The 26,674-nt window shown below is 72.4% G+C and carries 25 protein-coding genes and 1 tRNA gene; 8 read left to right on the top strand and 18 right to left on the bottom strand.

The features are described 5' to 3' along the window. Position 1 precedes the first annotated feature (1 nt). Entirely contained in the window at positions 2-3,829 is a 3,828-nt protein-coding gene (locus ACIQFY_RS15025; protein ID WP_081985099.1) for an ATP-binding protein, read from the bottom strand. A gap of 112 nt (positions 3,830-3,941) precedes the next feature. Here ACIQFY_RS15025 and ACIQFY_RS15020 point away from each other — a divergent pair, with 112 nt between their 5' ends. From ACIQFY_RS15020 to ACIQFY_RS15010, 3 genes are all read left to right on the top strand, one after another. Then, positions 3,942-4,829: a CoA ester lyase gene (locus ACIQFY_RS15020; RefSeq protein WP_200884115.1), complete on the top strand. Its 888-nt coding sequence runs from the start codon at positions 3,942-3,944 to the stop codon at positions 4,827-4,829. Positions 4,830-4,838: 9 nt separating this feature from the next. Next, a complete protein-coding gene (locus tag ACIQFY_RS15015) occupies positions 4,839-5,330 on the top strand; it encodes a DUF6264 family protein (RefSeq protein ID WP_066656466.1) in 492 nt (163 codons plus the stop codon). Positions 5,331-5,456: 126 nt separating this feature from the next. After that, complete coding sequence (locus tag ACIQFY_RS15010) at positions 5,457-6,332, top strand: aldo/keto reductase (RefSeq protein ID WP_066656468.1); 876 nt, start codon at positions 5,457-5,459, stop codon at positions 6,330-6,332. A 71-nt stretch (positions 6,333-6,403) separates the two neighbouring features. Here the strand turns inward: ACIQFY_RS15010 and ACIQFY_RS15005 are convergent, their stop codons facing one another. After that, positions 6,404-6,892, bottom strand: coding sequence for a hypothetical protein (locus ACIQFY_RS15005; protein WP_271826082.1), 489 nt, complete (start codon positions 6,890-6,892; stop codon positions 6,404-6,406). Positions 6,893-7,023: 131 nt separating this feature from the next. On the opposite strand from ACIQFY_RS15005, the gene ACIQFY_RS15000 reads away from it, so the two are divergent. Further along, positions 7,024-7,989: an NAD(P)H-quinone oxidoreductase gene (locus ACIQFY_RS15000; protein ID WP_400340756.1), complete on the top strand. Its 966-nt coding sequence runs from the start codon at positions 7,024-7,026 to the stop codon at positions 7,987-7,989. A gap of 24 nt (positions 7,990-8,013) precedes the next feature. Here ACIQFY_RS15000 and ACIQFY_RS14995 read toward each other — a convergent pair whose 3' ends face one another. The 6 genes from ACIQFY_RS14995 to ACIQFY_RS14970 form a co-directional block, all read right to left on the bottom strand. Continuing rightward, the gene (locus ACIQFY_RS14995; RefSeq protein WP_066656477.1) at positions 8,014-8,754 is read right to left on the bottom strand and encodes an amino acid ABC transporter ATP-binding protein; all 741 of its coding nucleotides are present in this window, start codon (positions 8,752-8,754) and stop codon (positions 8,014-8,016) included. Continuing rightward, the gene (locus ACIQFY_RS14990; protein WP_066656480.1) at positions 8,751-9,629 is read right to left on the bottom strand and encodes an amino acid ABC transporter permease; all 879 of its coding nucleotides are present in this window, start codon (positions 9,627-9,629) and stop codon (positions 8,751-8,753) included. Before ACIQFY_RS14990 ends, ACIQFY_RS14995 begins: the two co-directional genes overlap by 4 nt. A 4-nt stretch (positions 9,630-9,633) precedes the next feature. Beyond that, entirely contained in the window at positions 9,634-10,458 is an 825-nt protein-coding gene (locus ACIQFY_RS14985; RefSeq protein WP_066656483.1) for an ABC transporter substrate-binding protein, read from the bottom strand. Between the two features lie 95 nt (positions 10,459-10,553). Further along, positions 10,554-11,078, bottom strand: coding sequence for a cupin domain-containing protein (locus ACIQFY_RS14980; RefSeq protein WP_235426380.1), 525 nt, complete (start codon positions 11,076-11,078; stop codon positions 10,554-10,556). Next, positions 11,075-12,472 (bottom strand): amidohydrolase family protein, encoded by a 1,398-nt coding sequence (locus ACIQFY_RS14975; RefSeq protein WP_400340754.1) that lies wholly within the window; start codon positions 12,470-12,472, stop codon positions 11,075-11,077. The genes ACIQFY_RS14980 and ACIQFY_RS14975 overlap by 4 nt, the downstream gene beginning before the upstream one ends. Then, a complete protein-coding gene (locus tag ACIQFY_RS14970) occupies positions 12,469-14,184 on the bottom strand; it encodes an adenosylhomocysteinase (protein WP_400340752.1) in 1,716 nt (571 codons plus the stop codon). The genes ACIQFY_RS14975 and ACIQFY_RS14970 overlap by 4 nt, the downstream gene beginning before the upstream one ends. Positions 14,185-14,310: 126 nt before the next feature. Between ACIQFY_RS14970 and ACIQFY_RS14965 the strand changes: the two genes are divergently transcribed. The 3 genes from ACIQFY_RS14965 (at position 14,311) to ACIQFY_RS14955 (ending at position 15,637) form a co-directional block, all read left to right on the top strand. Beyond that, positions 14,311-14,574 carry a glutaredoxin family protein gene (locus tag ACIQFY_RS14965; RefSeq protein ID WP_066656489.1) on the top strand — a complete coding sequence of 88 codons (264 nt, stop codon included), beginning with the start codon at positions 14,311-14,313 and terminating at the stop codon, positions 14,572-14,574. Positions 14,575-14,710: 136 nt separating this feature from the next. Beyond that, positions 14,711-14,986, top strand: coding sequence for a GlsB/YeaQ/YmgE family stress response membrane protein (locus ACIQFY_RS14960; protein WP_066656492.1), 276 nt, complete (start codon positions 14,711-14,713; stop codon positions 14,984-14,986). 168 nt (positions 14,987-15,154) lie between these two features. After that, positions 15,155-15,637, top strand: a complete 483-nt coding sequence (locus ACIQFY_RS14955; protein ID WP_251160898.1) for a hypothetical protein — start codon at positions 15,155-15,157, stop codon at positions 15,635-15,637. A gap of 32 nt (positions 15,638-15,669) precedes the next feature. On the opposite strand, the gene ACIQFY_RS14950 is transcribed toward ACIQFY_RS14955, so the two are convergent. The 4 genes from ACIQFY_RS14950 to ACIQFY_RS14935 form a co-directional block, all read right to left on the bottom strand. After that, positions 15,670-17,118 (bottom strand): flotillin family protein, encoded by a 1,449-nt coding sequence (locus ACIQFY_RS14950; protein WP_066656505.1) that lies wholly within the window; start codon positions 17,116-17,118, stop codon positions 15,670-15,672. A gap of 235 nt (positions 17,119-17,353) precedes the next feature. Next, on the bottom strand, positions 17,354-18,181 hold the full coding sequence (nadE, locus tag ACIQFY_RS14945; RefSeq protein WP_326497297.1) for an ammonia-dependent NAD(+) synthetase: 828 nt from the start codon (positions 18,179-18,181) through the stop codon (positions 17,354-17,356). A gap of 76 nt (positions 18,182-18,257) precedes the next feature. Then, entirely contained in the window at positions 18,258-18,425 is a 168-nt protein-coding gene (locus ACIQFY_RS14940) for a hypothetical protein (RefSeq protein WP_158407773.1), read from the bottom strand. A 114-nt stretch (positions 18,426-18,539) separates the two neighbouring features. After that, positions 18,540-18,668, bottom strand: coding sequence for a hypothetical protein (locus ACIQFY_RS14935; RefSeq protein WP_268746754.1), 129 nt, complete (start codon positions 18,666-18,668; stop codon positions 18,540-18,542). Between the two features lie 409 nt (positions 18,669-19,077). On the opposite strand from ACIQFY_RS14935, the gene ACIQFY_RS14930 reads away from it, so the two are divergent. Beyond that, a complete protein-coding gene (locus ACIQFY_RS14930; protein ID WP_326497298.1) occupies positions 19,078-20,214 on the top strand; it encodes an AI-2E family transporter in 1,137 nt (378 codons plus the stop codon). Positions 20,215-20,694: 480 nt separating this feature from the next. Here the strand turns inward: ACIQFY_RS14930 and argG are convergent, their stop codons facing one another. The 6 genes from argG to ACIQFY_RS14900 all read right to left on the bottom strand — a co-directional run bounded on the left by argG (position 20,695) and on the right by ACIQFY_RS14900 (position 26,517). Next, positions 20,695-22,134, bottom strand: a complete 1,440-nt coding sequence (argG, locus tag ACIQFY_RS14925) for an argininosuccinate synthase (protein ID WP_209685453.1) — start codon at positions 22,132-22,134, stop codon at positions 20,695-20,697. Positions 22,135-22,293: 159 nt separating this feature from the next. Beyond that, positions 22,294-22,368 (bottom strand) — tRNA-Arg (locus ACIQFY_RS14920). Between the two features lie 13 nt (positions 22,369-22,381). Then, entirely contained in the window at positions 22,382-23,485 is a 1,104-nt protein-coding gene (locus tag ACIQFY_RS14915; protein ID WP_400340748.1) for an epoxide hydrolase family protein, read from the bottom strand. A gap of 226 nt (positions 23,486-23,711) precedes the next feature. Beyond that, positions 23,712-24,206: an HNH endonuclease gene (locus ACIQFY_RS14910; protein WP_066656516.1), complete on the bottom strand. Its 495-nt coding sequence runs from the start codon at positions 24,204-24,206 to the stop codon at positions 23,712-23,714. Positions 24,207-24,583: 377 nt separating this feature from the next. Continuing rightward, a complete protein-coding gene (locus ACIQFY_RS14905; protein ID WP_066656519.1) occupies positions 24,584-25,531 on the bottom strand; it encodes a C40 family peptidase in 948 nt (315 codons plus the stop codon). Between the two features lie 290 nt (positions 25,532-25,821). Continuing rightward, on the bottom strand, positions 25,822-26,517 hold the full coding sequence (locus ACIQFY_RS14900) for a metal-dependent transcriptional regulator (RefSeq protein WP_066656523.1): 696 nt from the start codon (positions 26,515-26,517) through the stop codon (positions 25,822-25,824). Positions 26,518-26,674 lie beyond the last annotated feature (157 nt).

Raw genomic sequence — 26,674 nt, 5'->3', positions numbered from 1 at the left:
GTCATCGGCGTGCGGGGATCGGAGGGATCGAGATCTCCTGGGTCGCTCCGCGGTCGACGCCGAGCACCGACGCCACGGTGTCCGCGACGCGGTCCGGGTCGGAGAACAGCTGGAACGCGTGCACCCGCACGTAGTGCCACCCGAGTCGGCGGAGCACCTCGGGACGGAGCCGCAGCGACTCGCGGAGCGAACCCCGGACGAGCGACGCGTCGGTCTCGATCGTGACGCAGACGCCGCCGTGCGCCGCCACCAGGCCGAGCTTGCCCCGGTGGCCGAGCGCGACGGGGATGCCGCGCATCTCGAGTCGTCGGGCGAGGTCGACGAGCAGCGGGTCGGAGTCGTCGGGCACGTACTCGGCGGCGGTGCGCGCGCGGACCTCGGCGAGGATCTCGGCCAGCGCGACGGTGCCGTGGCCCATCCGCTCGGCCTCGATGTCCGACGGCTGGAAGCACGTGACGATGACCATCGACCGGCGCGCGCGGGTCATCGCGACGGCGAGCAGACGCTCCCCACCGGGCTTGCCGAGCGGACCGAAGTCGCGCAGCACGCGGCCGTGCGGGGTCCGGCCGTACCCGATCGAGAACACGACGCGGTCGCGGCTCTGTGCCACGGACTGCTCGAGCGTCGCGACGATGAACGGCTCGGCGCGGTCGCCGATGACGAACTCGGTGAGGTCCTTGTGGCCCTGCGCCGCGGTCAGGACGGCCTGCTCGACGCGCACCGCGTGCTTCGCCGACGCCGTGATCACCATGAGCGACTCGGTCGGGCGGGTGCGGGCGTGCTCGGTGACGAGCCGGACCACGCGGTCCACCTCGGCGTCGACGCTCTCGACCGCCCCGGACTCGGGGTCCGGCACGGCCTTGCCGTCGCTGACGTAGTCGATCGCGATGGAGCCGTGGCCGAGGAACGAACCGGCCCACGGCAGCGACTCGATGCGGCCGCCGTAGAAGCGGCGGTTGACGAGCTCGGCGAGGTCCTCGCCGCCGGCACGGTACGACCGCGTGAGCGACAGGGTCGGCAGGAGCGTCGACAGCTTCGCGAGCGCGGAGTCGGCGTGCAGGGCGTCGAGCGTGCCCTCGTCCACCTGCAGCGCCCGGTGGTCGGGGTCGACCGCGATCCGGAACGGCGACGGGGTCTGCGTCACCGGGTCGCCGAACACGACGGTCTGGCGGGCGCGACGGACGGCGCCGACGGTCTCGGCGATGGTGACGGCACCGGCGTCGACGAGGATCACCGTGTCGAACGGCATCGTGTCGGCGATCTCGGGGACCTCGTACGGCGAGGCGAGCCAGACCGGCGCGATCGACCGTGACAGGTGCGGCGCGGAGTCCTGCAGCAGGCGCGAGGTGATAGCGCCCTCCTTGAGCTGCGTCTTCAGCGACGTCGCCTCGTCCGGCCAGTCGACCAGTCCGACCTTCCAGTTCTCGGCGAGCTGCCACGCCAGGCCCTGGGAGACCCCGGCCGCGTGGGCGTCGTCGACGAGCCGGAAGTCGGCCTCGACCCGGTCGAGCATGTCGGTGTTGCCGCCGAGCAGCGCCCGGTCGGACTCGAGCATCGTCTCGAGCGCGGACTGCCACCAGGCGAGCTCGAGCTCGGCCGGCACCTGGGTGTCCGGCACGTGGCGGTGTGCCAGGTCGGTGATGAGCGGCTCGAGCTGCAGGTCGCGCAGGGTCTGCATGAGCTCGGTGCGCTCCTGCAGGTTGTGCAGGACGTCGGACTCCTCGGCCAGGCGGGCGACCGTCGGGACGAGCTCGTCGATCGGCAGGTTCGCGAGCTGGCGGTCCCGCTCGGTCCGGCCGAGGGGCTCGTCGAGTCGGGCGAGGTCCTGCACGACGTTCGAGAAGAGCACCTGCACGTCCCCGATGCCCGTGGGCACCTCGGGGTTCACGCCGGCCGCGACGTAGCGCTGCCAGAGCACGCGCTGCTGCTGCACGCGGGTCAGCGCCTCGTGCAGGTCGGACACGTGCACGCCCGGTCGGACGTACTCACGCGCGAGCTTCTTCAGCCGACGACGGTTCGTCGACGACATCGGGGCGCCCTCGCCACGAGGGGCCGTCGCGGCGACGAGCTCCGAGACCGACCGGTCGAAGACGACGGGCAGGAAGCGGTCGAGGGTGTCCCGGATCTCGGTGAGCAGGCGGAGGTAGATGCCGAGCTCGTTGATCGTCGTGAACTGCCGCATGTGGGTCGACGCCACGAGGTCGTGCGCACGGCGCAGCAGCGTCGGCAGGCCGTCGGCGTCGAGGTCCTTCGCGGTCTTGTGCGCCCGCTGCGCGCCGTCGCTCGAACCGAACTTGGCGCCGTACCAGGGCGAGTCGTCCGGGCCGTAGCGGAACTCGCCGAGGTTGGCCGCGCTGACCATGGTCTCGGCGACGCGCGAACGGCCCTCGACCATGCTCGTCACGGACCGCTTCGACAGTCGGGCGGTCGTCGACGGCGGCACCGGCAGGAGCGACAGCCGGGACAGCTCGACCAGGCAGTCGAGCACCGAGACGCCGAAGTCCGGGTCGACGCGGGTCAGCGAGCCGCGGTAGTCGGTGAGGACCTTGCGGAGCCGGACCAGGGCGTCGTCGACCTCGCGGAGGTTCGGACGCGCGGCCTTCTCGTTGCGCGCGATGCCCCGGACGACGTCACGGCGCAGGGTGCCCGGCGTGACGGCGACGCCCGGCAGCTGGACCTCGGCGAAGCGTGCGGCGATGCCCCGCAGGGTCGCCCGCCGCGGGCTCACGACGAGGACGCGCTTGTTCGCCGCGACGAGGCCGCCGAGCGCGTTGACGATCGTCTGCGTCCCGCCGGTGCCCGGCAGGGTCTTCACGACGATCGAGTTGCCCGCCGTGATCTGCGCGATCACGTTCTCCTGCTCGTCGTCGGCGTCGAGCAGCAGCGTGTCGGTCTCCGGGCTGCGCTCGTCCGACGGGGTCTGCTCGACCGGGTGGTAGGACTGCTCGACCTGCCACTTCGCGCTCGGGTTGCCGGCGAGCGCGTCGAGCACCGGGTGGGACAGGTCGCCGGTGTCCTCGACCATGCCGCTGGCGACCTCGGCGAAGGTCGAGACGACCAGGCGCGCGTGCACCGAGAAGCCGGGGATGTGCGCGGTCAGCCCGCGGAGCCGGTCGATGACGGGGTTCGGGGTGAACGAACCGTCCTGCTGCGCGAGCGCGACGAAGGACTGGGCGTCGAGGATGACGCCGTACTGCTCGTGCAGCGCGTCGGCCAGCCCGGGGTTGAGCACCGGCTCGCCGAGCAGGCGCACCTCGAAGTCACGGCCGTGCCGACGGATCGCGAGCGGGCGGAGCAGCACCGGGCCGCGGAAGTGCTCGTCGCCGTGCTGCCAGTCGGCCATGCCGATGCCGAGCTTCACGGCGTCGATCCCGCGCACGGTCGCGAGCTCGGTTCCCTTCGCCTCGACCTGGGCGGCCGCGACACGCGCGGCGCGCAGCGCAACCTCGTCGCGGATCAGGCTCGAGAGCAGCGTCGTCTTGCCGGTGATGAACTGCGCGAGTCCGCCGGGGTGCGTGGTGGACAGCTCGATCCGGGCACGCGGGTGGTCGCTGAAGTGCGTGAGGGGGCTCGTCCCGCCGACACCGGTCAGCTGCGTCCGCCAGGCGTCCCACGTGGGCTCGGCGGCGTTGCCGGCCTGGAGGCGCGGGTCGCCCAGGCTGATCGCCTGCGGGCTCGTGAGCTGCAGTTCCGGCCGCAGGGTGCGGTCCGGCTCGTCGCTCCGGTCGCCCTCCCGCTGCTCGCGCCCGTCCTCGGGCGCGTCGGCACCCTGGACGGGGACGTCGTCATCCGCGTCGTCCGCGCCGTCGGTCACCCTGTCTCGCCACACATCCGACACTGTAGGCGGAAGCGGGCGGCCTCCCTGGCAATGACCCGACGTTTCCGGCTTTCCGTGCGGGCCCGGTACGGGGTCCGACGGGCCGGTGTGGTAGCAACGTGGCATGGCCATCGACGACCGCACCGCCCCGTCCGCCCCCGCACCCTCGTCGGCCCGGCCGGACCGGCGTCGGTCGGTCCCCGCCGAGATCTCCCGGTCGTGGCTCCTCGTGCCCGGCACCGCCGCCGACCGGTTCGAGCGGGCACAGCGGTCGCGCGCCGACCAGATCATCCTCGACGTCGAGGACGCCGTCGACCCCGCCGCGAAGCCGGGTGCCCGCACGACCGTGGCCTCGTGGCTCGCGGGCGGCGGTGAGGCCTGGGTCCGGATCAACGACGTCACGACGGACTTCTGGGCGGACGACGTCGAGGAGCTCCGTGGCCTCCCGGGCCTGCAGGGCGTGATGCTCGCGAAGACCGAGTCGCCCGCGCAGGTCACCGACACGTGGCACCGGCTCGGCGGCCACACCCCGGTGATCGCCCTGGTCGAGTCGGCGCTCGGCATCGAGGAGGCGACGTCGATCGCGAAGGCACAGGGCGCCTTCCGTCTGGCCTTCGGCTCGGGTGACTACCGCCGCGACACCGGCACCTCGGCCGACACGCTCGCCATGGCCTACCCGCGCTCCCGGCTCGTCGTCGCCTCGCGCGTGGGCGACCTGCCGGGTCCGATCGACGGCCCGACGGTCGGCTCGGCGCACGCGATCCTCCGCGAGCAGTCCCAGGTGGCGGTGTCGCTCGGCCTGACCGGCAAGCTCTGCCTGGACACCGAGCAGCTGCCGGTCATCAACGAGGTCATCTCCCCCACGCCGACCGACGTCGCCTGGGCGCAGGACTTCCTCGACGACTTCGACGCCCGCGGGCAGGTCATCCGCGACGGCTCCGACCTCCCGCGACTCGGCCGCGCGCAGAAGATCCAGCGGCTCGCCCGGGCGTTCGGCGTCGAGGCACGGTAGACCGGTCGCATGACCTGGTCGCACCCGTCCGGCGGTCCGCCGCAGTCCTCACCCTCGGGTCCGTCCCAGTCCGGCCCGGGCAGCACCGAACGCGCCGCGTGGGCGCGTGGCGGCACGACGCTGTTCCCCGCGGGCCGGGTCGCCGACCGGGTGTCGACCGTCCTCCTGCTCGCAGCCGGTGCCCTCCTGACGCTCCTCACCCTGGTGGTCGGGATCATCGCGGTCGTCTCGGCCACCGCGGGCTGCGACGCGGCCACGGGGTGCTCGCCGGGCCGCTTCCTCGGCGGCGCCGCGATCGCGGTCGGCGGGTCCTTCGTCATCGGGGTCGCGACGGTCGTGCTCGCGGTCGGCGCCTGGGTGCGTCGTCGTTCGTCGTGGTGGATCGCCGCGCTCGGGTTCGTCCTGGCGATCGTGGTCGTCACCGGGGGCGGGGTCGTGTTCGCGCAGGCGACCGACCCGGCGACGGGGGCCGGCCAGGTGACCGCACTGCAGCTCCCCTAGCGCGGCGTCCGCCGGACGGGAGGCGCGTGGCGGGGCCGCCACGGGCCTCCCGTCCGGCGGTCCCGTCGGCCTGTCCCGTCCGCGCACGCTGGGCGTCGCCCCGGTCGACCGGCGCAAGCTGGGCGCATGAAGCAACGAGTCATCGGAGACGTGTCGGTCAGCGCGATCGGACTGGGCGGGATGCCCATGTCGATCGAGGGGCGGCCCGACGAGCGACAGGCGATCGCGACCATCCACGCCGCCCTCGAGGCGGGCGTCACCCTCATCGACACCGCGGACGCCTACCACCAGGCGGCCAAGGACGAGGTCGGGCACAACGAGGAGCTCATCGCGAAGGCGATCCGCGAGTTCCACGGCGACACCGACGCGGTGCTCGTCGCGACGAAGGGCGGCCACCTGCGGCCGGAACCGGGCGCGTGGGCGCAGGACGGCCGACCGGAGTACCTCAAGGAGGCCGCGAAGGCCTCGGCGAAGCGCCTCGGTGTCGACGCCGTCGGCCTGTACCAGTTCCACCGGCCGGACCCGTCGGTGCCCTACGCGGACTCGATCGGGGCACTCGCGGAGCTCCTCGACGAGGGCGTCATCCGCATGGCGGGCATCTCGAACGCCGACCCCGACCAGATCCGTGAGGCGAACGAGGTCCTGGGCGGCCGCCTCGTCTCGGTGCAGAACCAGTTCTCACCGGCGTTCCGGTCGAGCGAGCCGGAGCTCGAGCTGTGCGACGAGCTCGGCATCGCGTTCCTGCCGTGGAGCCCCCTCGGTGGCATCGCGAAGGCCGCCGACCTGGGGACCGCGTACGAGGACTTCGCCGTCATCGCCCGCGAGCGCGACGTGTCGCCGCAGGTCGTGGCGCTGGCGTGGGAGCTGCAGAAGAGCGACGTGGTGATCCCGATCCCGGGTGCGTCGCGGCCGCAGTCGATCCTGGACTCGGTCGTCGCGGCGACGGTGAAGCTCCGCGACGAGGACGTCGCCCGGCTCGACGCTGCTCGACCGGCGGCCTGACGGGCCGGAGCACCCGCACGACGACGCCCCGTCCACCGATCGGTGGACGGGGCGTCGTCGTGCTGCGGCGGTCAGGACGTGCAGGCCTGCTGGAACTCGGTCCCCGCGTCCTGGACCTTCTGCGTGGTGTCCGAGAACGCCGACAGGTCCGCCGACTGCGGGTCCGCCGTGATCGCCTTGATCTGCGTCAGCATGTCGGTGTACGCCGACCGGAACGCCTCGGCCTTCGGCTTGACGTCGGCGTTCTGCACCGCGTCGACGCCGTCGGACAGCGACTGGTCGAACTCCTCGAGCTTCGCGACGGCTGCCTGCGGGTCCGACTGCAGCTCGGTGACCTGCGACTGCAGGCCCTTCGCGGCGTCCTCGACCTTCGACTGGAACGCGTTGCACGCCTCGGCCTTGCTCTGGGACGCGGCCTGCGGCGCCGCAGAGCTCGGGGCCGAGGAGGCCGACGAACCGGAGCCCTCGGCGCCGCCGTTCCCGGAGCCCCCGTTCGAGCAGCCGGCGAGCAGTGCGACGGCGAGTGCCGCGGTCGCGACGGCGATGGTCTTCCTGGACATGGACGTCCCCCCTGGTCGTGCCCGCGCGACGGAGCGGCGCGGATCGGCACCGACGGTACACGGCGTCCGTCGGGCCTGCCGTGCCACGAGCCGTGCCGGTCTGCCCTGCCGCGGGGCGTACGGTCGAGGGCATGCAGGCGATCACGGCACACGACGGCGGACTCCGACTCGACGAGCACCCGGACCCGGTCGCCGGGCCGGGCGAGGTCCTCGTCGAGGTGGCAGCGGCCGGGGTGAACAACGCCGACCTGCAGCAGGTGGCGGGCAACTACCCGCCGCCGCCCGGCGCGTCCGATGTGCTGGGCCTCGAGGTCTCCGGGACGGTCCGCGCGCTCGGCGACGGCGTGGACGGGTTCGCGGTGGGTGACCGGGTGTGCGCGCTGCTGTCGGGTGGCGGCTACGCGACCCTCGTGGCCGTGCCCGCGGCCCAGGTGCTGCCGGTGCCCGACGGCGTGGACCTGGTCGAGGCCGCGGGACTGCCCGAGGCCGCGTGCACGGTGTACTCGAACGTGGGGATGCTCGCGGGGCTCCGGCCCGGGCAGACCCTGCTGGTGCACGGCGGCACGGGCGGCATGGGATCGCACGCGGTCGTCTGGGCGAAGGCGCTCGGTGCCCGGGTGATCGCGACGAGCGGCGGGGAGCGGAAGGTGCGTGCTTCGAGGGAGCTCGGCGCCGATCTCGTGGTGGACCACCGCACCGAGGACTTCGTCGAGCGCGCCCTCGACTTCACCGACGGCCGCGGGGTCGACGTCGTGCTGGACGTCGTCGGGGCGGACTACCTCGCGAAGCACCTCGAGGTGCTCGCCCCGAACGGGCACATCGCCGTGATCGCCGCCGGCAGCGGGCAGAAGGGCGAACTCGACTTCGGCGCGATGATGCGGAAGCGCGCGACCATCAGCGCGACGACGCTCCGAGCCCGGCCGCTCGACGAGAAGGCCGCGATCGTGGCCGCCGTCCGCGAGCACGTCTGGCCGCTCGTCGCCGACGGCAGCCTCCGACCGATCGTCGACTCGGTGGTCCCGCTCGCCGAGGCAGCGGAGGCACACCGCCGGGTCCGCGACGGCGAGGTCATCGGCAAGGTGCTGCTCGCCGTGTGACCCGGGTCAGGCGTGGACGCGGGGTCAGGCGTGGACGCGGGACAGGAACTCGACGAGCGCCGGGTGCTGCGGTCGGTCGAGCACGTCCGCCGGTGCGCCCTGCTCGACCACCTCGCCCTGGTGCAGGAACACGATGCGGTCGGCGACGTTCCGGGCGAACGACATCTCGTGCGTGGTCATCAGGATCGTAGCGCCCTGCTCCTTGAGCTCGCGGACGAGGTCGAGCACCTCGCCGACGAGCTGCGGGTCGAGGGCACTCGTCACCTCGTCGAGCAGGAGCAGCTCCGGCGACGTCGCGATCGCCCGCACCACGGCGACACGCTGCTGCTGCCCGCCCGAGAGCCGGTCCGGGTACGCCCCGGCGAAGTCGCCCAGGCCGATCCGGTCGAGCAGTCGGCGGGCGGTCGCCTCCGCCTCGGCCCGGGCGATGCCGTGCACCCGACGGGACGCGAGCGTGACGTTGTCGAGCACCCGCATGTGCGGGAACAGGTTGAACTGCTGGAAGACCACGCCGATCCGGGCGCGGGTGGCGTCGACGTCGGTGCGGGGGTCGGCGATGTCCGTCCCCTGGAGCAGGATCTCGCCGTCGTCGATGCCCTCGAGCAGGTTCACCGTCTTCAGCAGTGTCGACTTGCCGGAGCCGGACGCCCCGATGACGCAGATGACCTCGTGGCGGTGCACGGTCAGGTCGATCCCCCGCAGGACCTCGTGCTCGCCGAACGTCTTGCGCAGTCCGCGCAGTTCCAGGACCACCGACTCGCTCACACCGTCCCCCCGATCTGCTCGCGACGCTGCTGCCGTCGAGCGATGGCATCCGTCACCCGGATGAGCGGGAGGCTGATCACGACGAACAGCAGCCCCGCGACGAGGTACGGCGTGAAGTTGTAGGTCTCGGCCTGTGCGATCTGGGCGCTCCGCACCGCGTCGACGGCGCCGAGGATCGACACCAGGCCGACGTCCTTCTGCATCGAGACGAAGTCGTTCATGAGCGCCGGGGTGACCTTGCGGATCGCCTGGGGCAGCACGACCAGCCGCAGCGTCCCGGCGTGGGACAGGCCGAGCGACCGGGCTGCGAGGCGCTGGGACGGGTGCACGGCCTCCATGCCGGCGCGGAGCACCTCGGCGACGTAGGACGAGTACGTGAGCACGATCGCGATGGTGCCCCAGACCTCCGGGGGTTGCCGCGGGAAGATGCCGAGCCCCGGGATGCCGAAGCCGACCAGGTAGAGCACGATGATGAGCGGCAGACCCCGGAACAGGTCGGTGTACGCGGTGGCGAGCATCCGCAGTGGGAAGAACACCGGGTTCCGCAGCCCCCGCACGACGGCGAGCAGGGTGCCGAGCACGGCGACGCCGATCGCGCTGAAGAACAGGATCCGGATGTTCAGCCACAGCCCGAGCAGGACGGCCGGGAAGGTGTCGATCGCCGTCTGCGGGTCGAAGAACGACTGCTGCACCGCGGCCCAGCCGGGCGTGTTCACGACGCCGAGCCAGACGACCGCGATCACGACGAGCGTCGAGACGACCGAGACGACGACCGAGCGGCGGCCGCGCTGCCGACGGTAGAGCCGTCGTTCGAGCTCGACCTGGCTCGGCGCTGGAGCGGTCACCGGGGTGCCGGCACCTGCTGGGGCGGTCACCGGACTACTTCAGGACGGGGGTGTTCGTCTCCGAGGAGAGCCACTTCGTCTGCAGGTCGGCGAGCGTGCCGTCGCTCTCCAGGGCCTCGAGAGCCTTGTCGACCTTGCTCGTCAGCGCGGAGCCCTTCGGCAGCACGAAGCCGAACTGGTCGCCGGAGCCGTCCTCGGGGAACTGCGCCGAGACCGTGCCGTCGTCGAGCTGTGCGGCGGCCATGTAGAACGCCGTCGGCAGGTCGGTCACGATCGCGTCGATCTGCCCCGACTTCAGCGCCAGCACGGCGTCGTCGTTCGAGTTGAACACCTGCGGGGTGACGCCGAGCACGTCCTTCACGGAGCTGATGCTCGTGGAGCCCGAGGCGACACCGATCGTGTCGCCCTTCAGTGCGGCGACGGTGGTGTCCTTCGCAGCCTTCGACCCCGACGTCGTCACGACGGCCTGCGTGGTCGTGTAGTACGGCGTGGACATGTCGACGGCCTTCTTGCGCTTCGCGTCGATCGAGAACTGCTGGACGTTGAGGTCCCAGTCCTTCGGGCCGGGGGCGATGGCGCTGTCGAAGGTGCTGCGCTTCCAGACGACGTCGCCCTTCGCGTAGCCCATCTCCTTCGCGACCGCGTAGGCCACGGCGGACTCGAAGCCCTTGCCGGACTGCGGGTCGTCGTCCTCCACCCAGGGCGAGTAGGCCGGCTGGCCGGTCGCGATCGTGAGCTTGCCGTCCGTGACGGTGCCGTCGCTCCCGGCGCTGCTCCCACCGGCGGAGCAGGCGGCGAGCGCGAGGGCGGCGACCGTGGCGGTGGCGACGGCGAGGGACAGACGGCGGGTGCGGGTCACGGGAGGGCCTTCGTCAGCGGGACAGAGCGGGGTGGAGCGGGCAGGAGGCAGTGTACCGGCGCGTGGGATACCACCGCGACGCGGATGACCGTCGACTACGCGGTCGCGGCGTCGCCGTCGGTGTCGCCCGCCATCGTGAAGTCGTCGAACGAGAACCCGGGCGACACCATGCAGCTGAGGAGCACCTCGCCGTCGCCGGGCAGGGTGCGCTGCCAGACCCCACCGCGCACGAAGGCCTGGGCGTCGTGCAGCCGGTGCCGGCCGGCGTCCGGGCCGAGGGTGATCCGGTCCCCGGGCTCGGGCCGGTCGCCGGAGCCGCCGAGCTCGAGCACGACGGTGTCCGGCCCGTGCCACATCCAGATCTCGTCGCTCGTGACACGGTGCCAGGCGGAGGCCTCGCCCGGGGGCAGCAGAAAGTGGATGAGGGTCGCGGCGGGACGCTCGCCGGCCGGGGTCTCGACGGTCGAGGGCGAGGTCCACGTGCGCACGTACCAACCGCCCTCCGGGTGCGGCTCCATGCCGAGGGCGGCCGCGCGCTGCGGGACGTCGAGCCACTCGATCAGCTCGCCGCCGACGGTGCGGCGGGCGACCATGCCGGGGCGGGGTGCGGTGTCGGTCATCGTTCCTCCTGGGGACGGACGTGGTGGGGGACGGGGCCCCGGGTGGGGGCTGTCTCGGGGTCGAGCGGGTGCACGGTGCCGTCGGTGGCCCGCACGACGCCGCGGACGATCGTCGCGACGGCGCGGCCGGCACCGTCCTCGACGAGTTCGGCGAGCGCGTCGGGCACGGTCCGGGCGTCGACGTCGAACACGGCGAGGTCGGCTCGTGCCCCGACGGCGAGGTGTCCGACGCGGTCCGGCCCGACCGCCGTCCCCATCGCGTGCGCGCCACCGAGCGTCGCCGCCGCCAGCAGCCGCTCGTGCAGATCGCGGTGCGCGTACCCCTGGGCGCGGGCGATGCGGTGCAGTGCGGTGACGTCGGCCATCGGGTCGAGGGACGGCGACGACGACAGGGAGTCGGTGCCGATCGCGATCGGGCTGCCCTCGCGCAGGTAGTCCGCGACGGGCGGCGGGTCGAGGCCGATGACGGCGTTCGACCGGGGGCAGAGCGCGACCGTGGTCCCGCGTGCCCGCAGGAGGGCTCGGTCGGACGCGGTCACGTACACGCCGTGCGCGATGTGGCAGTCGGGGCCCAGCACGCCCAGCCGGTCGACGAACGCGGTGGCACTGGCGCCGAAGCCGAGCGCCCGCATGGCCCGGAAGGACGGCACGTTCGCCAGGTGCCAGTCCGCGGTGTGCCCGACGCCGTCGACGCCCTCGAGCCCCGGGACCGGCCCGAGCGAGACCCGCTCCCCCTCGAACGCCGCCTCGCCCAGGTGCAGGTGCAGCCGGAGCCCCCGCTGGCGCACGATGTCCGGCAGTTCGAGCAGCGGTGCCACGTCGAGGGAGTACGGCGCGTGCGGCGACAGCCCCGCCCCGGGCGTGGTCGGGATCCGTGCGAGCTCGTCGAGCACCTGGTCGCGCCCGTGGGACTCCCACGCCGCGTTCTCCCAGTCCATGACCTCCCAGTAGGCGATCCCGCCGAGGCCGTGCTGCTCCAGGACGTCCGCCGCCTCGATGTCGGTCACCACGTCCGCGATGCTCGTGACGCCCGCCGCGATCGATGCGACGGCGCCCGCGGACGCCTCCGCCCGCCAGTCGTGCGGGAGCGCGTAGTCAAGGTTGAACGCAGCCGCCCAGTCCTCGAAACCCGCGTACTGCCGTTGACCGACACCGGACATGCCGGTGTACTGCAGGTGCGTGTGCGCGTTGACGAGACCCGGCAGGAGCGCGCCCCGCCAGCGCCGCTCCGTGCACGTGCGCCCGGCGGCGTCGAGCTGGTCGACCACCCACGACCGGTCGCCGACGTGCAGGATCCGTCCGTCCTGCACCGCGACCGCCCCGTCGGCGATCGGCGGTGCCGTCATCGGCACGACGACGCGCGCCGAGTGCACCACGACCGGCGACGCGGTCACCGGGGTGTCCCGAACCGGTGCGTCCGCACGTCCGGCTCGCGGTCGGCGGGCTGCTCGGCGATCCGGACGGGAGGAGCGACCCGGCTCCCCCACGCGGCGAGCGCGACGCGGGCGGTCGCCTCGTCCACCGCGGGGTCGACCGGCACGACGGCGCGCGGGAGTTCGTCGCCGCGCTCGAGCAGCATCCGCAGGGCGCCGAGCTGCACCGCGAAGGACAGGTCCATGATCTCGACGGGGTTGCCCTCGGCGGCGCTCGTGTTCACCCCGTTGCCCCCGGCGAGGACGAGCACCTGGTGGCCGTCCGGCCAGGTCAGGCGCTCCACGTGCTGCGCCACGGCCGTCCGGACCGCACCGGCGGCGGCCGCCGCGGACAGGGCGACCTCGTCGTCGACGCCCCCCGCGACGGACACGACCGCACCGACCGCGCACGCGCGCAGGACCGTGTGGTCCACGGTGTCCGCCACCCCGGAGGCACTCACCACGAGGTCGGCGTCGCGCACCGCGTCGACGAACGGTGCGACCGCGTGCCCGGCGAAGCGCGCCTGCAGGGCGCGGACCGGGTCGACCTCGGCGACCGTGACCCGGAAGCCGAGCGCGACGAGGACCTGGGCGACCCCCTCGCCGACGGGACCGAAGCCGGCGACGACCGCCGTGCCTCCCGGCCGGACCCGGTGCACGGCAGACGGGAGCGGGTCCACCAGGTCGAGCGTCGCGAACACCGTGGACTGGCCGGTGCCGAAGCGGTTGTCGAAGCAGGTCTTGGCGCGGGCGTCGTTCACCGCGATCACGGGGATGCCGAGCTCGCCGCGCTCGGCCATGACGCGGAGGGGCCGGAGGCCGCTCGTCGTCTCCTCCGCGGCGCCGAGCATGGTCGGCAGCAGTTCGGGCCGCTCCTGGTGCGCGAGGCGGATCAGGTGCGAGCCGTCGTCGAGGAGCACGTGCGGACGCGTGTCGAGCATCGCCAGGGCGAGACGGTGCTGCTCGGCGAGCGAGGCAGTGCTGTCCGCGTGGACCGGCATCTCGGCGCGGCGGAGCACGTCCGCGACCGCGTCGTCCGTCTCGTCGGCGTGCGCGTACACGACGACCTCGGCGCCCGCGTCGCGCAGGAGCAGGCTGAGCACGGCGGTCTTCGGCTCGAGCACCATCGCGACGCCGACCCGGGTACCGCGGAGCAGCCCGCCGTCACGGAGCTCCGCGGCGACCGCACGGGCGACCGGCATCGACCTGCGCGCCCAGCGGATGCGGTCCTCGGCGGCGGGGTCGTCCTCGGGCTCCCGACCGGTGGAGACGAGGAACACGTCGTCGGAGAGCGTCGGGACGGCGAGCACCCCGGGGCGGGCGGGGGCGACCGGGCCGAAGGCGTCCTCGTCGACCGCGGGGGCGTACCGGCCGGCGTCCACCACCACGAGGGTCGCACCGCGGGGCCGGTCGGTCTCGCGCTCGACGGCAGCGGTCGACTCGTCCGGGTCACCGAGGCACCAGAGCTGGTCGATCGGCTCGTCGTCGACCAGCTCGTGGTCCGCAGGGGCGGGGCCCACCGCGGTGCGTGCACCGAGCCCGGTGAGCAGTGCGACGAGCGCCGCGGCGTCACGCAGGTCGCCACCGAGCACACGGACGGTGCGGCCGGCGACGAGGAGGTTGGTCGCCGCGGCGAAGCGTCGGACGGCTGCCGCGGCCCATGCGGCCCGCTCGGGGTCGGGTCGTTGCGGCATGGGGCCATCGTAGGGCGTGCGGGTCGGCGCGGAGTCGCGCGGGCTGACGGTCATGCGGTCACGCGTGGTCGGGGCGTGGGCGGCGACGCGGGAATGTCCCGCGGCCGTCGGACGTACTGTGAGGACATGACTGATGCGACGTTCGACAAGGTGACGATGTTCGGCGCGGACTGGTGCCGCGACTGCCGACGCTCGAAGGCGCTCCTCGACCGCCTCGGGGTCGACTACGACTACGTGGACGTCGAGGCGGACCTGTCCGCCGCCGACCGGGCCGAGGCCATCAGCGGCCGCAAGAACATCCCCGTCGTGGTGCTGCCGAACGGCAAGCACTTCGTGGAGCCCTCGGACACCGAGCTGCAGGCGGAGCTGGAGTCGTCCGGGGCGGTGTGACCCCCGGTAGCGCCGGCGCTCCACCTGCGCCTCCATGCAGGCTGTGAACACGCTGGGGAAGAGCGGTGTTCAATCGGGGCCGACCCAGATCGCGGACACCCCCGGACCGCGACAGGTCTGACCCAAGGAGGACACCGTGCTCGGTCTCATCATCAGCCTCATCATCATCGGCCTCATCGCCGGCGCCCTCGCCCGGCTGATCATCCCCGGCAAGCAGCACATGTCGATCCTCATGACGATCGTGCTCGGCATCATCGGCTCGTTCGTCGGCGGCTTCCTCGGGTTCCTCATCTTCCAGCACGACCCGATGGACGGCTTCTTCCAGCCGGCCGGCATCATCGGCTCGATCATCGGTGCCGTCATCGTGCTGTTCCTCTACACGCGCTTCGCGGGTCGCGGCGCGCGCCGCTGACCACCGGCAGGCGCCACTGACCGACGTGGGGGTGTCGGAGCGGCACCACGAAGGACCCCGGACCGTGACGGTCCGGGGTCCTTCGTCGTCCCGTGCGACCGGTCGACCCCGAGCAGGGGGGACAGGGTGCTGACGGCCGTACATCGGCCGGGGCGTAGCGTCCCCGCCATGACCGACGAGAACGAACGCCCCCGTCCCGAGGACGACGCCGCACGGCTCGGACTCGTCGTCGTCGGCGAGGCCGCCGCACTGCACGCCGGGGACGACGCCTCGCTCGACGCCAGCGAGGCGAACATCCGCGAGACCGTGGACAGCATGGTCGACGAACCCCTCACGCCCCGGCAGGAGGAGGTCATGGAACGCCTCGCTGCCGCTGGCGGCACCCTCACCGCGGGCCTGAGCGGCGCACTCGCAGCGAAGACCGGCGGGCAGGTCGAGGACGTGCTCGAGGGCGCCGCCCGCAGCGTCGTCTGGCAGCAGCGTCTGGCCGCCGAGCGGGATGCGCTGCAGGGACGGCCGCAGGAGTCGACCGACGGTGACCCGGTCACCGACGGCGACCCGGCCACCGACAGCGACCCGGTTGAGGACCAGCGCGAGGACGCCGGCGGCCAGCAGCGACACCGGGACGACGACGGGCGCGACCGGGGCTGACCCGACCGCGCCCGTGCGCATGACCGAGCCCGTCAGTCGACCGGCGCGGCGTCCTGTTCACGCGCGACCGCCCGGGCAGCGGCCTGGCCGGTCGTCGTGCTCTTCACGATGTCGCTCAGCGTGAAGCCGGCCGTGGTACCGAGCAGCGCGTCGACCTCGCTGAACTGGCTCACGACGCTCTTCGACAGGGCGCCTGCGCCGTCCGAGGACACGACCGTCAGCTTGTCGATGTTGCCCATCGGCGCCGCGAGCTCGCGGGCGATGCTCGGCAGCGTCTCGAGCGCCTTCACCCGGAGCACGGCCTCGGAGTGCTGTGCGAGCGCGTCGGCCTGGGCCTTCGTCGCGTCGGCCTCGGCCTGACCCTTCGCACGGATGGCGTCGGCCGCGGCCTCACCCTCCGCACGTGAGGCGTCGGCGGCGAGCTTGCGGGCGGCAGCCTCGGCCTGGGCCTCGGCGGCGACCGCCTCGGCCGAGATGCGTCGGGCCTCGGCCTGCGCACGGGCCGTCTCGACCTGGGCAGCCGCAGCAGCCTCGGCCTCCACCCGGGTCTTGCGCGCGTTCGCCTCGGCGACCGCGCTCACCTCGGACTCGAGCTCGGCACGACGGAGCTCGGCGCGCTTCTGCGCCGTGATCTGCTCCTGTTCGACGACGCCCTGCGACGCGCGAGCCTGCGCGAGCGGACCGGCCGCTGCAGCCTCGGCCGACGCCCGGTCGGCGTCGAGCTGCAGCGCCGCACGACGGATGGCGAGGGTGTTCTCGGCCTCGGCGATCGCCTGGTCGGCGGTGGCCCGGGCTTCGCGTGCCTCGCGGTCGGCCTGGGCCTCGGCGTTCTCCGCCTCGAGCCGGACGCGGGCGCGCTCGGCACGACCGAGGTCGCTGATGTAGTCGTTGCGGTCCGAGATGCCCTTGATCTCGAACGAGTCGACGTCGAGACCCTGGCTGTGCAGGGCGTCCTTGGCGACGTCGAGGACCGCCACCGTGAGCTGGTCGCGGTTGCGGATGATCGTCGACACGTCGGTCGCGCCGATCGACGCGCGGAGCGAACCGGACAGGACCTCGCGCGCGAAGTCGTCGATCTTCTTCTCCTGGCCGAGGAAGCGCTGCGCAGCAGCACGGATCGACGCATCGGCCTCGCCCACCTTGACGAGCGCCACGGCCTCGACGTCGATCGTGACGCCGCGGGAGTCCTGCGCGTTCACGTTGATGTCGATCGCACGCGAGGACAGCGAGATCTTCGCCACCCGCTCGAAGAACGGTCGGACGAGCACACCCGCACCGAGGACGACCTTGATGCCGGACTCGACGGTCTCGGTGCCGTCGGGGTTCTTGACCTTCCGCGACCGCTTCCCGGTGATGATGATCGCCTCGTCCGCACCGGCGTTGCGGTAGACGAGCTTGGCGTACACGAGCGCGATCACGGCGAGGACGATGATCCCCACGATGACGAGCGGGACGGCGCCGAGTGCGAGCAGGACTTCCATGATTCCCCCCAGCGGCTCCGGCACGGTCGGTCGTGACCGGGATTCCGCATCTGTTGTTCCGTTGCGCCCATCCTAGGAGCGCGGGGACCGCAGCGGCAGGACGACGACCGGAGCTGTGGAGGACCGGACGGCCACCAGGACCGACCGGCCACGCGACACGGTCGCACGCACGACGGGAGGCGCGGTGCAGGTCGGGACCTGCACCGCGCCTCCCGTCCGGCCCAGCGCTGTGGCGCTACGCGCCCTGCTGCCACCAGCTGTCGAAGGGCGTCGCGGGCACGCGACGCTTGTGCTCTGTCGCTCGGTAGCGCGACTCGATCGCCTCGGCGACCTCGTCGGGGACGTCGTGCCCCTGCAGGTACGCGTCGATCTCGACGTAGGTCAGGCCGAGGTTGGCCTCGTCGGTCTGCCCGGGCAGGTCGTCGAGCAGGTCCGCTGTCGGCGCCTTCTCGTACAGGCGAGCCGGCGCCCCCAGGTGCTCGAGGAGCTGCCGCCCCTGGCTCTTCGTCAGCCCGGTCAGCGGGGTGAGGTCGACGCCGCCGTCGCCGTACTTCGTGAAGAAGCCCGTCACGGCCTCGGCCGCGTGGTCCGTGCCGACGACCAGCAGTCCGCGCTGCCCGGCCACGGCGTACTGGGCGACCATGCGCATGCGCGCCTTGACGTTGCCCTTCACGAAGTCGCTGAGCGCGACGCCGGACGCCGCGGTGTCCTGCACCACGCCGTCGACGCCGTGCTCGATGTTCACCACGATGCCGGGGTCGGCGCCGATGAACTGCAGCGCGAGCTGCGCGTCGTCCTCGTCGGCCTGCACCCGGTACGGCATACGGACGGTGACGAACTCGGCCTCACGTCCCTCGGCGCGGAGGGACTCGACGGCCAGCTGGGTGAGCCGTCCCGCGAGCGTGGAGTCCTGACCGCCGCTGACGGCGAGGACGAACCCCTTCGCGCCGGTCGTTGTCAGGTAGTCACGCAGGAACGCGACACGGCGGGCGACCTCCTGCTCGGGGTCGATGGTCGGCTGGACGTCGAGGTCCGCAGCGATGGTGGCTTGGAGTTCACGCACCCCACCAGTATCCCGCCGCACCGTCGCGCACGACCGGATTCACCGGAGGCACGCGGCTGGTGTTCACCCGTTCGACTCAGGCGACCGTCGGGGCGGCGGGGTGCCGGATGGTGTTGTCGTGGTCGGCACCGATCGCGCACGTGCAGACCACGCGGAGCATCTCGTCGGTCCGGGTGAGCCGGAAGCGTTCGACGTGCGGCGGACCGACGTGACGGTCGAACGGATGGGTGTCGTGGTCGTGCACGTCGGGTCCTCCCTGATCCGGGTCCCGTTGGTGAGACGGGACGGGCCACACGGCCCCTGCCGAGGATCTTCCGCGCGCAGGCAGGACGGCGCGAGCCCCCGTCCGGGGGCCGCGTCAGACCTGCTCGCCGAGGAAGTCCGCGTACGAGGGTTCGTCGTGCTCGGGACCGGCGGGCACGGAGGCGTCCGAGGTGCCGCCGACGCGGTCGGCGATCAGCTCGGCGACCTCCTCGGGTGAGCGCATGCCGTGACGGTGCCAGTCCTCGACGGGACGGGGCGTCACGAGAGCACCTGCAGGGTCGTGGCAGCGAAGGTGGAGACGGGGGTGCGGGTGTGCCCCGCCGGGAAGTCGAGGTGCGTGGAGCACGAGTACGTGGCGGTCATGAGGACCAGCCCTTCATCGAGGTGTTGCTCACCTCGGGTCCGACCGGGCCGTCCCGCTGTGCCAGACCCCGCGGACCGCGAGGGCATCGTGACGACGGGACCCTGTGAGTGAACCCGGTGGCCCCAGCGTAGAAGCGGGACAGGAGCGCGTCCAGGTCGATGCGCTTAGCGGCGTCCCCGGACGTCCGCGGCCGCGGGTCGGCTGCGTCGGGACCGCGGGTCGGCTGCGTCGGTACCGTGGAGGCTCCGCACCACCACCGAGGAGCCTCATGCCCCTGTTCGGCAACCACCCCACCACGTCCGACGCGACACCGGGTCCACTCGCCCGCAAGTGGACCGACGGGTTCGGCAGTCTCGCGACCCGATGCCTGCAGGTGATCGTCGTGCTCGTGATCGCGATCGGCATCGTGTACGCCGCCGCGACCCTGAGCGTCGTGACGATCCCGGTGCTCCTCGCCCTGATCATCGCGTCCGCCATGCACCCGGTCGTGTCCTGGCTCCGACGGCACAAGGTGCCCTCGGTGCTCGCGACCCTCGCGGTCCTGCTCGGCGTCCTCGTCGTGCTCGGCCTCGTCGGTTGGCTGATCGTCGTCGCGGTCATCTCGCAGTGGCCCGACCTGCAGAAGTCGGCGATCAGCGGTTTCCAGCAGCTGCAGGACACCGTCGCACACCTGCCGTTCTCGATCTCCGACCAGCAGGTCGACCAGGTGGTGAACGGCGTCCAGGACTTCCTGACCAGCTCGCAGTTCGGGTCGGGTGCCCTGGCCGGGGCGTCGGCCACCGCGAACTTCCTGACCGGCCTGGTGCTGATGATCGTCGTGCTGTTCTTCTTCCTCAAGGACGGGCCGGCGATCTGGGAGTTCCTGCTCCGTCCGTTCACCGGCGCCCGGTACGCGCGTGCACGCCGCGTCGGTGACCGCGTCGTGCAGACCCTCGGCGGCTACGTCCGCGGCACGGCGAGCGTCGCGGCGGTCGACGCGATCGGCATCGGCGTCGGGCTGGCGATCGTCGGGGTGCCGCTCGCGCTCCCCCTCGCCGTCGTCGTGTTCATCACCGCGTTCATCCCGATCGTCGGCGCCACCGCCGCGGGCATCCTCGCCGCGCTCGTCGCCCTCGTGGCGAACGGCCCCGTGGCCGCGCTGATCGTCGTGGGCATCGTGGTGCTCGTCAACCAGCTCGAGGGCAACCTGCTGCAGCCGGTGCTGATGGGCAAGACGCTCAAGCTGCACGGCCTGGTGATCCTGATCGGCCTGACCGCGGGCACCGTGCTCGCGGGCATCACCGGCGCGATCATCTCGGTGCCGCTCCTCGCAGCGGCCTGGGGCGCCGTGCAGGTGTGGGGCGGTCCGGACCGGCCGGCGGAGCCGTGGCGCCAGAAGCGGCCGGAGACCGCCGAGCGGCGGTAGCGGCTCCCACGGGACGGACGGGAGGCGCGGTGCCGGTCGGTACCGCGCCTCCCGTCCGTCGTGTGGGTGCGACCGCGGCTGGTCGCGGCAGCGTGGCGCTGTCGTACGACACCGCCGCTGTCGCACGACGACGGACAAGTCGCACGAACCGACTTCGCTCGTGCCGGATCGGCCGAAACGACACCGCCGCTGTCGCACGACGACGGTGATGTCGCATGACCCCACCCCTACTCCCGATGCACGGGACGTCCCGCGCCGAAGCACCCGTCGATCGACCCGCGCGATGTCGGCCGATGCACCCGCGACCGATGCAGGCGCACAGGACGACACCGCGCACGTCGTTCGACGCGCGCAACGTCGAAGCACGCGTGTGCACGCGGCTCGGAAGAGCCACACGCCCTCTCCCGACGCACGCCACGGACGACGAACGGGAGCCCCCGCGCGTGGCAGGGGCTCCCGTTCGTGTCGGTGCGGTGCGTGTCAGTCGGTACCGGAGTCGAAGGCGGCGCCCTCGGACGCGGCGTCCGTCGCGCGGCCGAGTGCCTCGTCCTCGCTGGACACGACGGCTCCGCCGAGGATCTCCTCGGCCTCGCCCGACTGCAGCTCGCCGACGAGTTCGCCCGTCGCGCCGCCGATCAGCCCGGCCGCTGCGTACTGCTCGAGGCGCGAGCGCGAGTCCGCGATGTCGAGGTTGCGCATCGTGAGCTGCCCGATGCGGTCGTCCGGACCGAACGCTGCGTCGCCGACACGCTCCATCGAGAGCTTGTCCGGGTGGTACGACAGCGCCGGACCCGTGGTGTCCAGGATCGTGTAGTCGTCACCGCGCCGCAGGCGCAGCGTGACCTCACCGGTGACGGCGGAGGCGACCCAGCGCTGCAGCGACTCGCGCAGCATGAGGGACTGCGGGTCGAGCCACCGGCCCTCGTACATCAGACGTCCGAGACGACGACCCTCGTTGTGGTACGCCGCGACGGTGTCCTCGTTGTGGATCGCGTTGAGCAGACGCTCGTAGGCGATGTGCAGCAGGGCCATGCCCGGCGCCTCATAGATACCGCGACTCTTGGCCTCGATGATGCGGTTCTCGATCTGGTCGCTCGCGCCGAGGCCGTGGCGACCACCGATGGCGTTCGCCTCGTACACGAGTGCGACGGCGTCGGCGTACTCGACGCCGTTGATGGCGACCGGGCGGCCGGCCTCGAAGCGGACCGAGACCTCTTCGGTGGCGACCTCGACGTCGTCACGCCAGGCGGCGACGCCCATGATCGGCTCGACGATGTCCAGACCGCTCGAGAGCTCCTCGAGGCTCTTCGCCTCGTGCGTCGCTCCCCAGATGTTCGCGTCGGTCGAGTAGGCCTTCTCGGTGGAGTCGCGGTACGGGAAGCCACGGGCGACGAGCCACTCGCTCATCTCCTTGCGACCGCCGAGCTCCTCGACGAACTCGGTGTCGAGCCACGGCTTGTAGACGCGCAGCCGCGGGTTGGCCATCAGGCCGTAGCGGTAGAACCGCTCGATGTCGTTGCCCTTGTAGGTGGAGCCGTCGCCCCAGATGTCGACGCCGTCCTCCTTCATGGCGCGGACGAGCATCGTGCCCGTCACCGCGCGGCCGAGCGGCGTCGTGTTGAAGTAGGTCTTGCCGCCGGAGCGGATGTGGAAGGCACCGGTCTGCAGGGCGACGAGGCCTTCTTCGACCAGGGCGCTCTTCGCGTCGACTATGCGGGCGATCTCGGCGCCGTACTCCTTCGCGCGACCCGGGACGGCGTCGATGTCCGGCTCGTCGTACTGGCCGATGTCGGCCGTGTACGTGCAGGGCACCGCTCCCTTCTCGCGCATCCAGGCGACCGCGCAGGAGGTGTCGAGACCTCCGGAGAACGCGATGCCGACTCGTTCGCCGACGGGGAGACTGCTCAGGACCTTGGACACGGGTCAATCGTACGGGGCGCTGGGCCCGGGCTACCGTCCAGGGCGACGGTTGTGGAGAACCCGTTCCGGCCCAGACGACGGCTGGTGCAACGATCGGTGCCCCTGGACGAGCACCGCAGGGACGCGAACCCGCGCTCGACGCGGTGCCCCCGGACGACGTGGTGCCCCTGGAGGGACTCGAACCCCCAACCGTTTCCTTAGGACGGAACTGCTCTTCCATTGAGCTACAGAGGCTGGCCCGTCCACTCTAGCGGCGGTACGGCTCCAGGAACACGCAGACCTCGTCCACGAACAGCTCCGGCTGCTCGAACGGCGCGAAGTGCCCGCCCCGGTCGAGTTCGTGGTGGTGCACGAGGTTCGTCGTGCGCTCGAGCCACTCCCGCGGAGCCCGCACGATGTCGCCCGGGAACACCGAGAACCCCGACGGCACCTCCACCCGTCGGCGCAGTTGCGCAGCGGGGATCGCCGCGTTCGCGTGGTACATCCGCATGGAGGACCCGATCGTCGCCGTCGCCCAGTACTCGGTCAGCAGCGCCAGGACCTCGTCCTGCGTGTACACCGACCACAGGTCGCCGCCGCAGTCACTCCACGACCGGAGCTTCTCGACGATCCACGCAGCGAGACCCGCGGGTGAGTCGGTCAGCCCGACGGCGGCGGTCTGCGGCTTCGTGCGGTGCATCATCGCGTAGGCGCCCTCGGCGGTCCGCCACCGCTCGGTCTCCTGCACGAAGGCCCGCTCCGCCGGGGACAGCTCCGTGGTGTCGATCCCGGGCCACGCCAGCCCGCCGTCGATCCGGTGCACGGCGACAACACGGTCGGGGTGGTCGAGTGCGAGGTACCGGACGACGTGCGTCCCGATGTCCCCGCCGGACGCCGCGAACCGGTCGTACCCGAGCTCCGTCATCAACGTCGCCCACATGCCGGCCACCTCGCGGGCGTCGAGCACGCGCGGTGGTGCGTCCGAGAACCCGTACCCGGGCATGTCCGGCACGACGACGTCGAACCCGGCCTCGACGAGCATCGGCAGGACCTTGCGGAACCGCCACCCGGAGTCCGGCCACCCGTGGGCGAGCAGCAGCGGGAGGGCGTCGGGACGGCCGGATCGCGCGTGGAGCACGTGCACCCGGACGCCGTCGACGACGTGCCACTCGGACGGCAGCGCGGCGAGCTGCTCCCGGTGCCCGTCGAAGTCGAACCCGTCGGCCCAGTACTCGACCAGCGGCCGGAGCTCGTCCACGTCGACGCCGAGCGACCACCCGGTGCCGGCGGGTGCGTCCGGCCAGCGGGTCGCGCGGAGTCGGGCACGGAGGTCCTCGATCGTGGCGTCGTCGATCACGGGCGTCTCGCTCATGGCTCGCACGCTACGCCTGCCCGTTCCTTCCCATCACTCGCGCGATGGGAGGACGTTCCGCGCATCGGAGGCTCGGAGGAACGTCACCCCACGAGCGGATCGGTCTCCCACGCGTGGGACGGTCCATGCAAGCAACCGTGCGCACGCCAGCGCGACCACGCGACGGACGGGAGGCACGGGGCGGCCCCGCCACGCGCCTCCCGTCCGTCGCGACGCCGGGCCGGCGCTACGCGGCCACCAGGTACTCGTCCCACTCCGACTGCGGGCGCTCGATCCCCCGCACCACCCAGGACGCACCGTGCGGCGCCTTCGGCCGGAAGCGCAGCCGCCACCCCATCTCCTGCGGGGTGCGGTCGCCCTTCGTGTTGTTGCAGGCCAGGCAGCAGGCGACGAGGTTCTCCCACGAGTCCTGGCCGCCGCGCGACCGGGGCTGCACGTGGTCGATCGTGGTGGCGTGCCGGTCGCAGTAGGCACAGCGGTTGGCGTCACGCCGCAGCACCCCGCGGCGCGAGACCGGCACGAGTCTCGCGTGCGGGATCCGCACGTAGCGGGTCAGGATGATGACGGACGGACGATCGAAGCTCGCGGAGGACCCCGAGACCGGGTGGTCGAGGTCGGCGGCGATGACGGCGGCCTTCTGGTTCATGACCAGCACGAGGGCCCGTCGGTCCGAGATCACCGCGAGGGGCTCGTAACCGGCGTTGAGGACGAGAGTGCGCATGGGTTCCCTTCCGACGGTGCCTGGACGGCTTCCAGGCGCTGCGGGTGCGTCGGGTCGATCGACGTCGACAGGGGACCGCGACCTGTGACCACGCCCTGAACCACGAAGAGCACCACCCGGATGGGCAGTGCTCTCGTCAGACAGGGGCGTGATGGTGCACGCAGGGGGCGGTCGACCGTATGTCCACGAGCGCGCGCCGACCCGTGGTGCGGGTCGTGCGGAACGCTGACATGAGGTCTCCCGTGTTCGGGCCGGATCGGACCGGTGCAGCACCAGGGTACGTCGGAAACCGGCCCGACACGAGGGTGTGCGGACCGGTTTCCGGGAGTGTTCACGGGAACGACACCAGGGTCGTCACCGTCGTGCGGGTGCTCGAGTCAGATGCCGAAGCGCACGATGTGGTAGCTGCTCGTCCAGATCGGGCGGATCGAGACGGAGCCACCGGGCTTCGGCGCGTCCATGATCATGCCGTTGCCCATGTAGAAGCCGTCGTGCGAACCGTCGTTGAAGATGACGACGTCGCCCGGCTGCGCCTGGGACTCGGGGATCGTGGTGCCCGCGGCGTCCTGCAGCGGGACCGAGTGCGGCAGGCTGATGCCGTACTGCGCGTAGACGTACATGATGTAGCCCGAGCAGTCGAAGCCGGACGGGTCCGCGCCGCCGAAGACGTACGGGGTGCCGATGTACTGCTTCGCGGTGGCGACGACGGCCGGCAGCGAGAACGGAGTGTTCGCGGCGGCCGCCGTGGTGGCGATCTCGTTCGCGGACGGGCCGCTGTACGACGAGTACTGCTTCGCGGTCTGCGCGCGCGCCGCCTGGGTCGCTGCGGCCTGGGCCTGCGCAGCCGCGGCCTGCTCGGCGGCGGCCTTCTGCGCGGCCTCGGCGTCGAGGGTGGACTGCGCGGTCGCGCCGTAGCCGTCACGCGACGTCCCGGCGAGGGCCACGGCGTCGGACACCGAGAACTGCTGTGCCTGGGTCGTGCGGACCTGGCGCTGCGCGTCGGCGGCGGTCGAACCGGTCTGCTGCGTCGCGGCGAAGGCCGGGGCGACGGCCACGGTGCCGAACATGCCGGCGGCGACCGTCAGCACGACGGGGGCGAGGAACCGGCGCTTGCGGGCCGAGCTGCTCGCCTTGGCGGTCTCGGCGGCGCGGGCGGCCTGCGCAGCGCGACGGCCGCCGGGGAGCGGGGCGTCGCGGACGGGGGTGATGCGACGGGCGGGGGCTTCGGTCTGGCGCGCGGCCCGCCGGGTGAGCGGGGCGTCGTTCGCGGTGTTCGTCGGGTTGGCGGGCGTCTGGTCGTCCGCGGCGGAACCGGTCTGCGTCAAGGGTGGTGTCTCCGGCGTCTCGTCACCGTCTCCGCCTGGGTCAGGGCGGAGGGGCGGACCCCATCCGTTCGTCATCGTTTCCGATCGAGGCAGGAGACGGGTTCGAGACGTCCTGCCACGGGTCCTGGGCCTCGTGGGCGGCCCGGGGACTCGACGAGTGTACGTGGGGGCCGTTACCTTGTCGAGATGAAACGACGGTTCGGTAACGGAACGATCACGAACCCCTGATCAGCGGCGATCGACCCTCGTGACCTTGTGCCGATTCTCAGGCTCGGACGGCGCCCCGACGGTCAGTCCCGCTCGATGTAGACGTGCTGCGCGACCTCGGTCGGCAGCTCGATGCCGGCGTCCTCGCCGTCCACCCGGACCGCGACGTACGCACCGGCGCGCTGCACCCGGGCGACACGGCCGGGCATGACGCCGGCGGTGCGCAGCTGGTGCAGCAGCTCGGGCTCGAACTGCACCGGTTCACCCAGGCGACGCACGACGCCGACCGCGACGGCGTCCGTGCCGTCGGTCGCCGCGACGATGTTCTGCACACCGTCGAGGAACTGTCCCGCCGTCGGTCCACCGATCTCGGCGAGCCCGGGGATCGGGTTGCCGTAGGGCGACTCCGTGGGGTTGCCGAGCATCTCGAGGAGTCGGACCTCGACCTGCTCGCTCATCACGTGCTCCCAGCGGCAGGCCTCGTCGTGCACGAAGGCCCAGTCGAGTCCGATCACGTCGGCGAGGAGCCGCTCGGCCAGCCGGTGCTTGCGCATCACGTGCGTCGCCCGCGAGCGCCCCTCACCCGTGAGCTCGAGGTGGCGGTCACCGGAGACGACGACCAGACCGTCGCGCTCCATCCGCGCGATCGTCTGGGAGACGGTGGGACCGGAGTGTCCGAGACGCTCGGAGATGCGCGCGCGCAGCGGCACGATCCCCTCTTCCTCGAGGTCGAGGATCGTCCGCAGGTACATCTCCGTGGTGTCGACGAGATCGGTCACGGTCCGCCTCTCATGTCTGGGCCCAGCCCGATCCACCCTACTTGAGCAGTGCGACAAGACCGCACCGACGAGCGCGCTCCACGGCCTGGAGGCGCGGGTCGGGTCCGCCCCGTCCGGCCGGTCCAGGGTCGGTGACGGTGGGATACCGCTCGCTAGG

The sequence above is a fragment of the Curtobacterium sp. NPDC092190 genome (assembly GCF_044755625.1).
Classification (GTDB): domain Bacteria; phylum Actinomycetota; class Actinomycetes; order Actinomycetales; family Microbacteriaceae; genus Curtobacterium.
This window is presented reverse-complemented; position numbering and strand designations above follow the sequence as displayed.

Coding starts and splice junctions, on each gene's coding strand:
- ACIQFY_RS15010 (WP_066656468.1), top strand. CDS start 5,457: ATGAAGCAACGAGTCATCGGAGACGTGTCGGTCAGCGCGATCGGACTG.
- ACIQFY_RS14980 (WP_235426380.1), bottom strand. CDS start 11,078: ATGACCGACACCGCACCCCGCCCCGGCATGGTCGCCCGCCGCACCGTC.
- ACIQFY_RS14930 (WP_326497298.1), top strand. CDS start 19,078: ATGCCCCTGTTCGGCAACCACCCCACCACGTCCGACGCGACACCGGGT.
- ACIQFY_RS14955 (WP_251160898.1), top strand. CDS start 15,155: ATGACCGACGAGAACGAACGCCCCCGTCCCGAGGACGACGCCGCACGG.
- ACIQFY_RS14915 (WP_400340748.1), bottom strand. CDS start 23,485: ATGAGCGAGACGCCCGTGATCGACGACGCCACGATCGAGGACCTCCGT.
- ACIQFY_RS14910 (WP_066656516.1), bottom strand. CDS start 24,206: ATGCGCACTCTCGTCCTCAACGCCGGTTACGAGCCCCTCGCGGTGATC.
- ACIQFY_RS14950 (WP_066656505.1), bottom strand. CDS start 17,118: ATGGAAGTCCTGCTCGCACTCGGCGCCGTCCCGCTCGTCATCGTGGGG.
- ACIQFY_RS15005 (WP_271826082.1), bottom strand. CDS start 6,892: ATGTCCAGGAAGACCATCGCCGTCGCGACCGCGGCACTCGCCGTCGCA.
- ACIQFY_RS14970 (WP_400340752.1), bottom strand. CDS start 14,184: ATGCCGCAACGACCCGACCCCGAGCGGGCCGCATGGGCCGCGGCAGCC.
- ACIQFY_RS14965 (WP_066656489.1), top strand. CDS start 14,311: ATGACTGATGCGACGTTCGACAAGGTGACGATGTTCGGCGCGGACTGG.
- ACIQFY_RS15015 (WP_066656466.1), top strand. CDS start 4,839: ATGACCTGGTCGCACCCGTCCGGCGGTCCGCCGCAGTCCTCACCCTCG.
- ACIQFY_RS15000 (WP_400340756.1), top strand. CDS start 7,024: ATGCAGGCGATCACGGCACACGACGGCGGACTCCGACTCGACGAGCAC.
- ACIQFY_RS14935 (WP_268746754.1), bottom strand. CDS start 18,668: ATGCGCTCACCCGAGGAGGTCGCCGAGCTGATCGCCGACCGCGTCGGC.
- ACIQFY_RS15020 (WP_200884115.1), top strand. CDS start 3,942: ATGGCCATCGACGACCGCACCGCCCCGTCCGCCCCCGCACCCTCGTCG.